The sequence below is a fragment of the Flavobacterium sp. 83 genome, assembly GCF_000744835.1.
In the GTDB taxonomy this organism is placed as follows: Bacteria; Bacteroidota; Bacteroidia; order Flavobacteriales; family Flavobacteriaceae; genus Flavobacterium.
This window is the reverse complement of sequence record NZ_JQMS01000001.1, coordinates 1,256,241-1,271,293: the sequence shown is the minus strand read 5'-3', so window position 1 is coordinate 1,271,293 and position 15,053 is coordinate 1,256,241. Positions and strand designations below refer to the sequence as shown.

Genomic DNA, 15,053 nt, shown 5'->3' with positions numbered 1-15,053 from the left:
GTGCTTTAAAAAAATACGGATCGTATGCTAAATAAAAAAGCTTTCCTAAATAGACTGCACCCAAAAGTTTAGACAAATTTATAATTAATTTTGATAATAATGAGCTCGATATTGTATCGGGCTCATTTTGTTTAAATTCGACTTGATTCTATCTTTATTGTAATATTTTATATATTCATTTATTTCCTTTTTTAATTGGTCTAATGATGTGTATTTTTTAAGATAAAACAGTTCAGATTTTAATATTCCAAAGAAGTTTTCAATTATAGCATTGTCTAAACAATTTCCTTTTCTTGACATACTTTGTACAATTCCTTTTTCTTTCAGCAAATACTGATATTGTTTCATTTGATATTGCCAGCCTTGATCTGAATGCAGTGTTAGATTAGTGTTATTAGGTATTTTTTTAAATGCTTTTTTGAGCATTATAACTACTTGATTAAACACTGGGCGTTCTGTTAGTTCGTAACTGATTATTTCTTGATTAAATAAATCAATAATAGGCGATAGATACAATTTTTGACCCGAGACATTAAACTCGGTTATATCGGTTGCCCATTTTTGATTTGGTGCAACTGCTTTGAAATTTCTTTTTAGAACATTTGGTGCAATTTTACCTTGTTCGCCTTTATATGATTTATATTTCTTTAATCTAATAAGACTTTTTAATCCCAGTAATTTCATTAATCTAAAAACTGTTTTATGATTGATAATCATTGCTCTATTTTGGAGTTCATCGGTTATTCTTCTGTAACCATAGCGCCCTTTATGGCTTTGATAAATGGCTTTAATTAACTCTTTGATTTCTTTGTATTTATCAGGTAATTTATTCTGCTTTTGATGATAATAAAAACTACTACGTGCCATTTTTGTTAAATCTAGAAGTAATTCTAAATCAAATTTATGCCTTAACTCCATTATGGCTTGGGATTTCTCCTGGCTTGAATTAAGGCTTGTAACTTTTTTAGCAATTCATTCTCACAACGAAGTCTTTCGTTCTCTTTTAAGAGTTCTTCCTCTCTTGTTAAAGGTTTGTCTGATTTACGTTTTTTACGCTTATAATCACTCATAGATATTGGTCTGCCTTTAAGTTTTGGTTTTAATCCTTCAATACCAAAATTAGCAAAATCTTTCTTCCATTTTACAATAGTAGATTCTGATGGAATATTAAACAACAAACATGCTTTACTTAAAGATAGATGTTCTTCTGATAACGATTTTAAAACTTTCATTTTAAAATCAATGGAATAGATCCTGTTTTTAGATGGCAATAATCCTTTGCCTCCATAGTTATTGTACAATCTAACCCATTTTTGTAGTTGCGATTTCGAAAATCCCTTTTGCTTTGAAACGGAACAACAAGACTGATGTTCGTTTAAAACCTCCTGTACACATTCAAGTTTAAATGTGTAACCATACTTAACTTTTCTTTCCATAAAAAATGCCCCAAATAGTGTCTAACTTTTTGGGGCATGTCCAAAACGGAAAGCTTTTTTTATATAAACAAAAAAATAATTACATTTTCATCAACCAATTTTTCATCGAAACTTCATTTTCAATAATTGATTTCAAATCTAAAATTTTCACACGGTCTTGTTTCATTGTATCTCGGTGACGAATCGTTACCGTTTGATCTTCAATAGTTTGATGATCAACAGTAATACAAAAAGGAGTTCCCAAAGCATCTTGTCTTCTATAACGTCTTCCTACAGCATCTTTTTCGTCATACGCCACATTGAAATCCCAACGTAAATCGTCAATGATTTTGTGTGCGATTTCTGGCAATCCGGCTTTTTTTACTAATGGCAAAATCGCGGCTTTTGTTGGCGCCAGAACTGCTGGTAATTTCAGAACCGTTCTTGTAGAACCATCTTCTAAAGTTTCTTCTTTTAGAGAAGTAGCAAAAACAGCTAAGAACATTCTATCTAATCCCACTGAAGTTTCCACTACATAAGGAACGTAATTTTGATTCAATTCAGCATCAAAATATTGCAATTTTCTACCTGAAAACTGTTCGTGTGCTTTCAAATCAAAATCAGTACGTGAATGAATTCCTTCTAATTCTTTGAATCCAAAAGGGAAGTTAAACTCAATATCAGCCGCAGCATTAGCATAATGTGCTAATTTTTCGTGATCGTGAAAACGGTAATTTTCTTTTCCTAAACCAAGCGATAAATGCCATTTTAATCTAGCTGCTTTCCAATGTTCGTACCATTTCATTTCATCACCTGGACGTACAAAAAATTGCATTTCCATTTGTTCAAACTCACGCATACGGAAAATAAATTGTCTAGCGACAATCTCATTCCTAAATGCCTTACCCGTTTGCGCGATTCCAAAAGGAACTTTCATTCTTCCTGATTTTTGCACGTTCAAGAAATTCACAAAAATACCTTGAGCTGTTTCCGGACGTAAGTATAAATCCATTGCTGTATCAGCAGATGCTCCTAATTTAGTTCCAAACATTAAGTTAAATTGACGCACTTCAGTCCAATTTCTTGAACCTGATTCAGGACAAGCAATTTCTAATTCTTCAATTAGAGCTTTTACATCTTCAAGATCTTCGTTACCAAGCGAACGAGCCATTCTTTCCAAAATTTCTCTTTCTTTAGCTTTGTATTCAACAACTCTAGCGTTTGTAGTAACAAATTCTTGTTCATTGAAAGCATCTCCAAAACGAATACGCGCTTTTTCAATTTCCTTGATTGCTTTTTGATTTAGCTTTTCGGCATAATCTTCAATCAAAACATCAGCTCTATATCTTCTTTTCGAATCTTTGTTATCAATTAATGGATCATTGAAAGCGTCTACGTGACCTGATGCTTTCCAAGTGGTTGGGTGCATCAATATTGCCGCATCAAGACCAACAATGTTATCGTTCATTTGAACCATCGCTTTCCACCAATATTCACGTATGTTCTTTTTTAATTCTACTCCGTTTTGTGCATAATCATAGACTGCACTTAAACCATCGTAAATTTCGCTAGACGGAAAAATAAATCCGTATTCCTTTGCATGCGAAATTACATTCTTAAATAAATCTTCTTGTTTTGCCATAGTAGTGCAAAAATATAAAAAGTGAACTTAAAAAAAAGAAAATTGTTAAAGATTGAAGCATTGATTTGTCTATTTTTATAAATAAATCCCTGATTACATGTTTAAAAGCATTATTAATTTATTTTTTCCAAAAGTTTGTTCTGGATGCAGCGGCTTTTTACTTCTTAATGAGAATGTGATTTGTACTATTTGCAGGCATGATATTCCACTGACTAATCATCATTTACATCATGAAAATGATGCATTCAAAAAGTTTTATGGCAGGATTCCTGTAATCCATACTTCGGCATTATTATATTTTCATAAAAAAGGAATTGCCCAAGAACTTATCCATAATTTAAAATACAAAGGACACGAAGAAATAGGAACTATTCTTGGCGAATGGTTAGCTGAAGATTTAAAAAAAATTGCTCTATTACAAACAGTCGATGAAATTATTCCAGTTCCCTTGCACCGAAAAAAGTTAAAAGAAAGAGGCTACAATCAAGTCACAGCTTTTGGAGAAGCGCTTTCTTCTAATTTAAATATCGATTATAATGATACACTATTGATTCGGAATGTGTATTCAAAAACGCAATCTAAGAAAAATTTATTGGCAAGAACCGAAGGAATCGAAACCACTTTTGATGTTTTTTTTACAGAAAAAGACCACGACAAACATTTTCTTTTAATTGATGACGTCATCACAACAGGATCTACATTAGAAGCTTGTTCACGTGCTTTATTGAAAATTCCAGGGGCAAAAATAAGTATTGTCTGCATGGCGATGGCGCAATCGTAATGTAGAGATTTAGGTTCTAACAATTGTATTGAAAACTGAACGGCAATTTCAATCGTAGTCATTTTTTAACCCTGATTACTTAACTTTTATTATCCTATAAGTTCAGTGAATTTTGTTTGAAGTGAAATCCTTTTTATACGCCTTTTCGTAGAATAAAAGATGTGAGTGAAAAGCAAGAATAACTTTAAAACAAGTCTGTTACAAATCCAAAGAGCGTACTATCAATTAATTTAATGAAATTATAACGAAATAGAATTTCCGATTCCAAAGTTAAATGTATAAATTTGAATAAAAATATTTATAAATCATTAAACAATCATATTATGGCTTTTGAATTACCACAATTACCTTATGCGTATGACGCATTAGAACCTTATATTGATGCGCGTACGATGGAAATTCATCACACTAAACATCATAACGCTTATATTACTAACGTGAATGCTGCTATTACTGGAACGGATATGGAAGGTAAGACTATCGAAAATATTTTGATTAATCTTGATATGAAAAATATGCCTGTTCGTAACAATGGTGGTGGTTTTTACAATCATAATTTGTATTGGAGTGTCATGACACCAAACGGTGGCGGACTCCCAACTGGTGACCTATTAGTTGCAATTGAAGCTGCTTTTGGAACTTTTGAAGAATTTAAAGCAAAATTTTCTAAAGCTGGTGTTACACAATTTGGCTCAGGATGGGCTTGGCTTTGTGTACATAAAGGTGGAAAAGTAGATGTTTGCGGAACTCCAAACCAAGACAATCCATTAATGCCTGGTGTAGGTTGTGGCGGAACTCCAATTTTAGGAATGGATGTTTGGGAACATGCTTACTATTTACATTATCAAAACAGAAGACCTGATTATATCGAAGCTTTTTTCAATGTAATTAACTGGACTGAAGTTTCAAGAAGATATGCATTGGAGAAATAGTTTTAGAGAGAATTGATTTTCAAACGAAAGCCGGATAGACTTTTTTAAAAGTTTATCCGGCTATTTTTTTATTTATTATCATTTTATCTATCAACAACTTAGAGCGCAATTAAGAGGACTAATAAATACAAAATCCTTCCTTGTATCAATCCTAAAAGTTATGAGAAAATATTAAAATATTGATTTTTGTATTATAAAAATCTATAAAAATGCAAGATTCATTCCTTGAGATTCTCAAGTTATCATTACAAGAAATAATAGTGGAATATTTTGAACTGACTTCTTATGAAAAAGGAAAAGAAATACTAAGTCTTAATTTAATGGAGATTAATTCGATCTTTAAAAAACACAACAAAAAAAATTAAATTCCAAAAGATTCTTTGACGAGATAACCGTTCGGGATTTCCCCATTTGAGGTAACAAAGTATATCTTCACATCACTCACAGAAGATGGCTAAATGAAGTCATTGGAAAAGTAATTTTTAGAGATTGGCAGATAGTTGCCAAAGGAAATCCGGATGACTCAAGAGTTTGCGGCTATTTTAAAAGAAATTAATCGCTAATAGCACTCCCAGCTGACATACTATTGGAGGTTATTTGGAGTCAACGGTAAAATCTCCAAAATCAATATAAAATCACCTGAGCTTTATTAACACTTGGACACCTCGAGAACATGCGCATAGCATATAATCTAACACAGACTTGCGTACCATCTTACAAAAAAAACAACTGGTAAAATAATTGGTTTTGCCAAATTAGCCAATTGGCACAAAAAAGTAAATCAGTGAGGGTTTAAAAACTCCAAGATTATCCTTAATAGGATAACTTTTAATTACCAATCTATCCAAAACAATTTTAACAATAGAAGTACAAATGCATCTGCGGAGTCATTCAATGTCAAAATAAAAGCATTTAGAAGCCCGTTTAAGGGTTGCGAAAGACCAATTTCTTCTTATTTAAATTAAGCAATCTTTTTGTCTAATCCCCAACTTTTAGAATTGAGCCCATTAATTCTTAATAATCAAAATTAATTAACAAAAAAAATCCTCATCAAATTAATGATGAGGATTTAATAGAATCTGAAACAAGTTCAGATTAAAGAAAGGCGACGACATACTCTCCCACATAACTGCAGTACCATCTGCGCAGGCGGGCTTAACTACTCTGTTCGGGATGGGAAGAGGTGAGCCCCGCCGCAATAACCACCTTAAGAGGTTATAATTGCTTTGGGCAATTATTGTAACAATTGACGATTTATAATTGACAATTAACTACATAATATCTTAACATACTGAGATAAAGAAAACAAAAAGTGTTGAGAAAGTTTCTTCCCCGGGTTACCCCGGGGAAAAGCGTACATAAGCTTACGGATTATTAGTACTACTCGACTATGACATTACTGCCTTTACATCTATAGCCTATCAACGTGGTCATCTCCCACGATCCTTAAAAGAAATCTCATCTTGTGGTGGGTTTCGCGCTTATATGCTTTCAGCGCTTATCCCTTCCAAACGTAGCTACTCTGCGATGCCACTGGCGTGACAACAGATACACTAGAGGTTTGTCCAATTCGGTCCTCTCGTACTAGAATCAGATCCACTCAAATTTCTTGCGCCCACAGTAGATAGAGACCGAACTGTCTCACGACGTTCTGAACCCAGCTCGCGTGCCACTTTAATGGGCGAACAGCCCAACCCTTGGGACCTTCTCCAGCCCCAGGATGTGACGAGCCGACATCGAGGTGCCAAACCCCCCCGTCGATATGAGCTCTTGGGGGAGATCAGCCTGTTATCCCCGGCGTACCTTTTATCCTTTGAGCGATGGCCCTTCCATGCGGAACCACCGGATCACTATGCTCTACTTTCGTACCTGATCGACCTGTATGTCTCTCAGTCAAGCTCCCTTATGCCATTGCACTCTACGCACGGTTACCAAGCGTACTGAGGGAACCTTTAGAAGCCTCCGTTACTCTTTTGGAGGCGACCACCCCAGTCAAACTACCCACCAAGCAATGTCCCCCGCAAAACGGGGTTAGGCCTCAGATAAACAAAGGGTTGTATTTCAACAATGACTCCACAACGCCTAGCGACGCCACTTCACAGTCTCCAACCTATCCTACACATCATTTATCCAAGGTCAATACTAAGCTATAGTAAAGGTGCACAGGGTCTTTTCGTCCCACTGCGGGTAAGCGGCATCTTCACCGCTACTACAATTTCACCGAGCTCATGGCTGAGACAGTGTCCAGATCGTTACACCATTCGTGCAGGTCGGAACTTACCCGACAAGGAATTTCGCTACCTTAGGACCGTTATAGTTACGGCCGCCGTTTACTGGGGCTTCAATTCAATGCTTCTCCGAAGATAACATCTCCTCTTAACCTTCCAGCACCGGGCAGGTGTCAGGCCCTATACTTCATCTTACGATTTTGCAGAGCCCTGTGTTTTTGATAAACAGTCGCCTGGACCTCTTCACTGCGGCCAGCATTGCTGCTGGCGACCCTTCTCCCGAAGTTACGGGTCTATTTTGCCTAATTCCTTAGCCATGAATCTCTCGAGCACCTTAGGATTCTCTCCTCGACTACCTGTGTCGGTTTGCGGTACGGGTACTTATTACCTGAAGTTTAGAGGTTTTTCTTGGAAGCCCTTAGGCGCACTATCTCTTTGTCCGAAGACTCCGAGTACTATCGTATTTCCCCAAGCCGCGTGGATTTGCCTGCGCAGCTTATAGGTAGGTACTTCAACGAACTATTCCGTCAGTTCGCGGCGCTTTCATCACTCCGTCACCCCATCACAGTAATAACTAGTACGGGAATATTAACCCGTTGTCCATCGACTGTCCCTTTCGGGTTCGCCTTAGGTCCCGACTAACCCACAGCTGATTAGCATAGCTGTGGAAACCTTAGTCTTTCGGTGTGCGGGTTTCTCGCCCGCATTATCGTTACTTATGCCTACATTTTCTTTTCTAACCAGTCCAGCATGCCTTACGACACACCTTCAACCCTGTTAGAATGCTCCCCTACCACTTACAATTAATTGTAAATCCATAGCTTCGGTAATACGCTTATGCCCGATTATTATCCATGCTCGTCCGCTCGACTAGTGAGCTGTTACGCACTCTTTAAATGAATGGCTGCTTCCAAGCCAACATCCTAGCTGTCTGGGCAGACAAACCTCGTTCTTTCAACTTAGCGTATATTTGGGGACCTTAGCTGATGGTCTGGGTTCTTTCCCTCTCGGACTTGGACCTTAGCACCCAAGCCCTCACTGTTATGAAACATTATATAGCATTCGGAGTTTGTCAGGAATTGGTAGGCGGTGAAGCCCCCGCATCCAATCAGTAGCTCTACCTCTATATAACTTTATGCATAACGCTGCACCTAAATGCATTTCGGGGAGTACGAGCTATTTCCGAGTTTGATTGGCCTTTCACCCCTACCCACAGGTCATCCGAAGACTTTTCAACGTCAACCGGTTCGGACCTCCACTATGTGTTACCACAGCTTCATCCTGCCCATGGGTAGATCACACGGTTTCGCGTCTAACACTACTGACTAAAGCGCCCTATTCAGACTCGCTTTCGCTACGGATCCGTGGCTTAACCACTTATCCTTGCCAGCAACGTTAACTCGTAGGCTCATTATGCAAAAGGCACGCCGTCACCCCACGAAAGGGCTCCGACCGCTTGTAAGCGTATGGTTTCAGGATCTATTTCACTCCGTTATTCACGGTTCTTTTCACCTTTCCCTCACGGTACTGGTTCACTATCGGTCTCTCAGGAGTATTTAGCCTTAGCGGATGGTCCCGCCAAATTCAGACAGGGTTTCACGTGCCCCGCCCTACTCAGGATACCACTATCGTTATCTTCTATTACTTATACAGGGCTATCACCTTCTTTGGCTCTACTTTCCAGTAGATTCTAATTCTATCCGCAACAAATGTCGTGGTCCTACAACCCCAACAATGCCGTAACATCATTGGTTTGGGCTAATCCGCGTTCGCTCGCCACTACTTACGGAATCACTTTTGTTTTCTTCTCCTCCGCCTACTTAGATGTTTCAGTTCAGCGGGTTTGCCCACCTATCGGTGTACTATGTCTTCAACATAGTGGGTTGCCCCATTCAGGTATTTACGGATCATATCGTGTGTGCCAATCCCCGTAACTTTTCGCAGCTTATCACGCCTTTCATCGCCTCTGAGAGCCAAGGCATCCCCCATACGCCCTTATTTTGCTTATTGTACCAACACATTAATTAAAATGTGCCGTTTCTTCTACTTGTCTATAAATAAACAAGCAAAAAATGCTTTCTACTTTTTATTATTTTCTTATCTCAATATGTCAATGAACTTTTTCTTTAGGTATGAATTATTAATTATAAAGTCGTAAGTCATACTTACTACCCAATCCTTAATAATTACTACTCAAGATAGTGGAGAATAACGGAGTCGAACCGTTGACCTCCTGCGTGCAAGGCAGGCGCTCTAGCCAGCTGAGCTAATCCCCCAATCTATTTATGAATTGTGAATTATGAATTATGAATTTTCACTTCATAACTCCTCAACTCTAGAATTTCTTCTTTTCTTTTAAGTCTAAAATAGTTGTCTCGGACAGACTCGAACTGTCGACCCCTACATTATCAGTGTAGTACTCTAACCAGCTGAGCTACGAGACACTCTTATTCTTAAATGGTATTATTTGAACTAACAGCAAGAGTAATAAAATATTGGCATTTGTTTCCAACTTGAACTTTCGTCTTCTTTCCCTAGCGTGTATAAATACTAACACTAAGGCTCTAGAAAGGAGGTGTTCCAGCCGCACCTTCCGGTACGGCTACCTTGTTACGACTTAGCCCTAGTTACCAGTTTTACCCTAGGCAGCTCCTTGCGGTCACCGACTTCAGGCACCCCCAGCTTCCATGGCTTGACGGGCGGTGTGTACAAGGCCCGGGAACGTATTCACCGGATCATGGCTGATATCCGATTACTAGCGATTCCAGCTTCACGGAGTCGAGTTGCAGACTCCGATCCGAACTGTGACCGGTTTTATAGATTCGCTCCTGGTCGCCCAGTGGCTGCTCTCTGTACCGGCCATTGTAGCACGTGTGTAGCCCAAGGCGTAAGGGCCGTGATGATTTGACGTCATCCCCACCTTCCTCACAGTTTGCACTGGCAGTCTTGTTAGAGTTCCCGACATGACTCGCTGGCAACTAACAACAGGGGTTGCGCTCGTTATAGGACTTAACCTGACACCTCACGGCACGAGCTGACGACAACCATGCAGCACCTTGTAAATTGTCTTGCGAAAAGTCTGTTTCCAAACCGGTCAATCTACATTTAAGCCTTGGTAAGGTTCCTCGCGTATCATCGAATTAAACCACATGCTCCACCGCTTGTGCGGGCCCCCGTCAATTCCTTTGAGTTTCATTCTTGCGAACGTACTCCCCAGGTGGGATACTTATCACTTTCGCTTAGCCACTGAACTTGCGCCCAACAGCTAGTATCCATCGTTTACGGCGTGGACTACCAGGGTATCTAATCCTGTTCGCTACCCACGCTTTCGTCCATCAGCGTCAATATATTAGTAGTAACCTGCCTTCGCAATTGGTATTCCATGTAATCTCTAAGCATTTCACCGCTACACTACATATTCTAGTTACTTCCTAATAATTCAAGTTTAGCAGTATCAATGGCCGTTCCACCGTTGAGCGATGGGCTTTCACCACTGACTTACTAAACCGCCTACGGACCCTTTAAACCCAATGATTCCGGATAACGCTTGGATCCTCCGTATTACCGCGGCTGCTGGCACGGAGTTAGCCGATCCTTATTCTTACAGTACCGTCAAGCTACTTCACGAAGTAGTGTTTCTTCCTGTACAAAAGCAGTTTACAATCCATAGGACCGTCATCCTGCACGCGGCATGGCTGGATCAGGCTTGCGCCCATTGTCCAATATTCCTCACTGCTGCCTCCCGTAGGAGTCTGGTCCGTGTCTCAGTACCAGTGTGGGGGATCTCCCTCTCAGGACCCCTACCCATCGTAGCCTTGGTAAGCCGTTACCTTACCAACTAGCTAATGGGACGCATGCTCATCTTTCACCGATAAATCTTTAATAGTGGTTTCATGCGAAACTGCTATACTATGAGGTATTAATCCAAATTTCTCTGGGCTATCCCTCTGTGAAAGGTAGATTGCATACGCGTTACGCACCCGTGCGCCGGTCTCTAGGTCCGAAAACCTATACCCCTCGACTTGCATGTGTTAAGCCTGCCGCTAGCGTTCATCCTGAGCCAGGATCAAACTCTTCATCGTATATTGTGTGAGTTCAGATAAATCTGTTCTCTTTGTTTATTCGACTAAATTCTAGTGGTTTTTTCAAATCTCTCGATTCTATTACTCTTATTCTTTTGTCTTGAAATCTCTTTCAAAACGGCTGTCAATTCAATATGTCTAGGAACGTGTTCTTATCTTTTCTTCTCTTTATCAACACTCCTTAAAGTGTTTCTCAAAGCGGGTGCAAAAGTACAAACTCTTTTCTCAACTGGCAAGAAATTTTTGAAGTTTTTTTAAAGAAATTTAATCCCTCTATCTTCTCTATTTCTTATCAGTTTGTCAAGGAACTTCCACTGTTTTGCGGGGTGCAAATGTAACATCCGTTTTCTAATCTCACAAGCTTTTCTGAATCTTTTTTAGAAAATAAATTCTCTCCTTGGATTCGTATATCTTGCCAGTTTATCAAATAACTTCTGCGTCATTGCGGGTGCAAAAGTAGACCCTTTATTCCCTTTTTCAAGCTTTTTAATCACTTTTTTTTAATGTTGTACTAATGTTTGTTTCAACTCGCTGTAAACGTGATTCTTGTAAATCATTTTTATTTATTGAATTAGTTTCAAATCTTAAAAACCGTCGAAACTCCTATTTCTACCTTACTATAAAGTGAAGCGATAACCTTATTCTCCCTTCTTCACTAATTAAACCTTCCTAATTCTCGATTTATGATTAGCATTTATTTAATGATTATCCACCTAGCAGACAGAGATTGCTTTTTAACAATATAAATGCATATTAGATTTAGCGTGCAAATAAAGCATCCACTCATTGGATAACCAAAAACCAATCTAAAAATAAAGTATCATATAATGTACACAAAAATAACCACAGCTACTTAACAAAAAAAAGCCAATACCACTATGAGAATTGTTCCTTCTTAATAATACGAAAAGAAACTACTTAATTAATCAAAACATATAACTTTAAAAACCATAAAACTGAGCTATGCAAATAGACAACATTTCTAAATATTTTTTTTGAGGTGACAATAGTTTCAAAAAAACTATTAGCAAACAAGATTTAACTTCATACTCAATAGGCAATTATAATTTGACACAATATATATTTTTTAAGATATTATAATTTAGTGGTAAGTAAAATCAGAAAAAATTAAGGAAATTAAAAAAAGATTCCTGCTTTTCTCTATCAAATCAATTATTAAAATATACTTCAATAAAACTATCAATAACAAAAAAAATGGGGAGATTATAAACTAAACCCAATAATTCATTCAAATTTTTGATTAAACATTTTAATCCAAACTTATTTAAAAATTCCCTCGAGAATTTACTTATGTACTTTCAAAAAAAAAAAAAAAACTTCCTAAAAAATTTAACACTCCATAATTAGCATCTAATGGATTTTCAAATAAAATAACCATTCAATATTTTTCTCTCTCAGAGGTACGTTCGTCTATTTACATATCAAACGCGTTGGCTAAATAAATAAAGAAACGCAAAAAGTTATAAAAAATATTGGAAATTGCTAAACAAACACACAGTGACGAATTATTATTTGCATTACGATATCATAAAAACATACCATTTAGCACAAGATTTGAGAAACATCTTTGAGAAAATAAATAATAAAATTATGGGGTTTGCAAAATTAGCCAAAAGTCACGAAAAAGTAAATCAATCTAGGTCCAAGTCATTGAATACAACATCTCAAACCAAATTGAACTATTTTGACAACAGAAGCATTAATGCATCAGCAGAATCTTTCAATGTCAAAATAAAAACATCTAGAACACCATTCAGAGGAGTCACAAATATAAAATTCTTCCTTTATAGACAAATCAATATTTATGCTTGTTTTTTTTCGCTCCACAAATTTTGGTATTGATCCAAAAAAACCTGATTTTATTCCAATAAAAAAGGTGGAATTTCTTCCACCTTTTTTGCCCCAAATCTACCATAAACTTAACCTACTAATGTTATGGTGATTCAAATTTATGATAGTTCTTGGTTGTCACCAAATAAATTAGACAAACAACATATAAAACCGATTAAGAACTACAATCCTTTTATTTACTAATATGCCCTAGCATCTTTTCCTTCATAAAAATTCATGAATGCTCGATTCACTACTCGATTTCCTCCTGGAGTAGGGTAATCACCGGTGAAATACCAATCTCCTAAATTTTTAGGGCAAGCAATGTGCAAATCTTCTACGGTTTGGAATATAATTTTTACTTCTGCTTTTATTTCAGGAGAACTTAACATTTCGGCAATTTTGTTTGAAACTTCTTGTGGTTGAAAAGGCTCATAAATTGCTGTTACATAATTTACAACTTCACTATCTAAATAGTTTTCCTGTGCTTTACATTTTAAATACACTTCATCAACTATATGATATAAATTTCTTTCTTTAAGTAATTCCAAAGCTGCTTTAAATGCTACTAAACCCTCTAGTTTAGCCATATCAATTCCATAACAATCCGGGTATCTAATTTGGGGTGCTGATGAAACGATTACAATACGTTTTGGATTTAAACGATCCATCATTTTGATGATACTCATTTTCAGCGTAGTTCCACGCACAATACTATCATCAATAATCACCAAATTATCTGTTGGTTTAATAACTCCATAAGTAACATCATAAACGTGAGCCACCAAGTCATCACGACTACTGTCTTCAGTAATAAATGTTCTTAGTTTTGCGTCTTTAATCGCAACTTTCTCAGTACGAATTTTTACCGACAGTAATTCTTGTAAAGAATCCTTAGTTAAGGTATTTCTATTTTCAAGAATGTAATTATTCTTTCTTTGATTTAGAAAATCTTGAGCTGCTTCAACTAACCCATAAAAGGAAGTTTCGGCAGTATTTGGAATATAAGAGAAAACCGTATTATCCGTATCTTCATCAATGGCTTCCAAAACGGCAGGCAAAATAAGTTTTCCTAAATTTTTTCTTTCCTGATAAATTTCAGCATCACTTCCTCTGGAGAAATAAATACGTTCAAACGAACATGCTTTTTTAATTGTTGGGGGAAGAATTTCCTGCATAGAAACCGTTCCATTCTTCTTAATTATTAATGCACTTCCCGGTTCTACTTCTTGGACTTTTTCAAAAGGGACGTTGAAAACGGTTTGTATAACTGGTCTTTCAGAGGCAACAACAACAACTTCGTCATCTTGATAAAAATAAGCCGGACGTATTCCTGCTGGATCTCTAAACACAAATGAATCTCCGTGTCCTAAAAGTCCTGCCATCGCATAACCTCCATCTAAATTTTTTGAAGAACGTCTCAAAATTTTAGCAATATCTAATCGTTCTGCAATAACAGGTGATGCTTCTCTTTTAGACAAACCTTCTTCTTTACAATCTTGATACAATTGCATTACTTCTTTGTCCAGAAAATGTCCGATTTTTTCCATAACCGTAACCGTATCCGCCATTTCCTTTGGATGCTGACCCAGTTCTACTAAGTTTTGAAAAAGTTCTTTTACATTGGTCATATTGAAATTTCCAGCCAATATCAGATTTCTGTGCATCCAATTGCTTTGACGTAAAAATGGGTGAACGCTTTCGATACTATTTTTTCCAAAAGTTCCATAACGCACATGCCCTAAAAACAACTCTCCAATATAAGGAATATTAGCTTTTAGTTGTGGTACATCATCTGCATATTCCGGATGAGCCACCATTTCTTCATTTATTCTTTCATTGATCTGTTTAAATACATCCTGAATAGGTTGCGCATGGTTTGATCGCACGCGGCTTATGTAACGCTCGCCAGGTTCAACATCCATTTTGATACTTGCAAAACCAGCTCCATCCTGCCCGCGATTGTGTTGCTTTTCCATAAGGAGATACATTTTTTGTATTCCGTAGAAAGCAGTTCCATATTTTTCTTTGTAAAACTCAAGCGGTTTAAGTAGTCTAACTAAGGCTATTCCACATTCGTGTTGTAAAGCGTCGCTCATTTTGTTGTTGTTTGTTGTTGTGT

6 protein-coding genes, 2 tRNA genes and 3 rRNA genes are annotated in these 15,053 nt (G+C 37.2%); 3 read left to right on the top strand and 8 right to left on the bottom strand.

Translation table 11 applies throughout. From position 1 onward, the window contains the following. Window positions 1–84: 84 nt before the first annotated feature. Together T410_RS16700 and T410_RS05495 are read right to left on the bottom strand one after the other, a co-directional pair. A protein-coding gene (locus T410_RS16700; RefSeq protein WP_369793010.1) for an IS3 family transposase occupies window positions 85–1,436 on the bottom strand; the annotation gives its coding sequence in 2 pieces (ribosomal slippage) (window positions 85–974 and window positions 974–1,436; 1,353 coding nt in all). Between the two features lie 79 nt (window positions 1,437–1,515). Further along, complete coding sequence (locus tag T410_RS05495) at window positions 1,516–3,057, bottom strand: glycine--tRNA ligase (RefSeq protein ID WP_035669279.1); 1,542 nt, start codon at window positions 3,055–3,057, stop codon at window positions 1,516–1,518. Between the two features lie 97 nt (window positions 3,058–3,154). Here T410_RS05495 and T410_RS05490 point away from each other — a divergent pair, with 97 nt between their 5' ends. Together T410_RS05490 and T410_RS05485 are read left to right on the top strand one after the other, a co-directional pair. Next, a complete protein-coding gene (locus tag T410_RS05490; RefSeq protein WP_035669278.1) occupies window positions 3,155–3,838 on the top strand; it encodes a ComF family protein in 684 nt (227 codons plus the stop codon). Between the two features lie 323 nt (window positions 3,839–4,161). Continuing rightward, the gene (locus tag T410_RS05485; protein ID WP_035669276.1) at window positions 4,162–4,770 is read left to right on the top strand and encodes a superoxide dismutase; all 609 of its coding nucleotides are present in this window, start codon (window positions 4,162–4,164) and stop codon (window positions 4,768–4,770) included. 1,100 nt (window positions 4,771–5,870) lie between these two features. On the opposite strand, the gene rrf is transcribed toward T410_RS05485, so the two are convergent. The 5 genes from rrf to T410_RS05460 all read right to left on the bottom strand — a co-directional run bounded on the left by rrf (window position 5,871) and on the right by T410_RS05460 (window position 11,080). Further along, window positions 5,871–5,980: ribosomal RNA gene (gene rrf, locus T410_RS05480) — 5S ribosomal RNA — on the bottom strand. A gap of 144 nt (window positions 5,981–6,124) precedes the next feature. After that, window positions 6,125–9,008: ribosomal RNA gene (locus T410_RS05475) — 23S ribosomal RNA — on the bottom strand. A gap of 192 nt (window positions 9,009–9,200) precedes the next feature. After that, window positions 9,201–9,274: transfer RNA gene (locus T410_RS05470), tRNA-Ala, on the bottom strand. Window positions 9,275–9,368: 94 nt separating this feature from the next. Next, window positions 9,369–9,442, bottom strand: a tRNA-Ile gene (locus tag T410_RS05465). Window positions 9,443–9,566: 124 nt separating this feature from the next. After that, a 16S ribosomal RNA gene (locus T410_RS05460) occupies window positions 9,567–11,080 on the bottom strand. Together the 16S, 23S and 5S rRNA genes with 2 tRNA genes alongside form the textbook arrangement of a ribosomal RNA operon. Window positions 11,081–12,598: 1,518 nt before the next feature. Between T410_RS05460 and T410_RS05455 the strand changes: the two genes are divergently transcribed. Next, the gene (locus T410_RS05455) at window positions 12,599–12,943 is read left to right on the top strand and encodes a transposase (RefSeq protein ID WP_193743726.1); all 345 of its coding nucleotides are present in this window, start codon (window positions 12,599–12,601) and stop codon (window positions 12,941–12,943) included. Window positions 12,944–13,131: 188 nt separating this feature from the next. Here T410_RS05455 and T410_RS05450 read toward each other — a convergent pair whose 3' ends face one another. Then, window positions 13,132–15,030 carry an amidophosphoribosyltransferase gene (locus T410_RS05450; protein WP_035669274.1) on the bottom strand — a complete coding sequence of 633 codons (1,899 nt, stop codon included), beginning with the start codon at window positions 15,028–15,030 and terminating at the stop codon, window positions 13,132–13,134. Window positions 15,031–15,053 lie beyond the last annotated feature (23 nt).

Coding starts and splice junctions, on each gene's coding strand:
- T410_RS05495 (WP_035669279.1), bottom strand. CDS start 3,057: ATGGCAAAACAAGAAGATTTATTTAAGAATGTAATTTCGCATGCAAAG.
- T410_RS05490 (WP_035669278.1), top strand. CDS start 3,155: ATGTTTAAAAGCATTATTAATTTATTTTTTCCAAAAGTTTGTTCTGGA.
- T410_RS05485 (WP_035669276.1), top strand. CDS start 4,162: ATGGCTTTTGAATTACCACAATTACCTTATGCGTATGACGCATTAGAA.
- T410_RS05450 (WP_035669274.1), bottom strand. CDS start 15,030: ATGAGCGACGCTTTACAACACGAATGTGGAATAGCCTTAGTTAGACTA.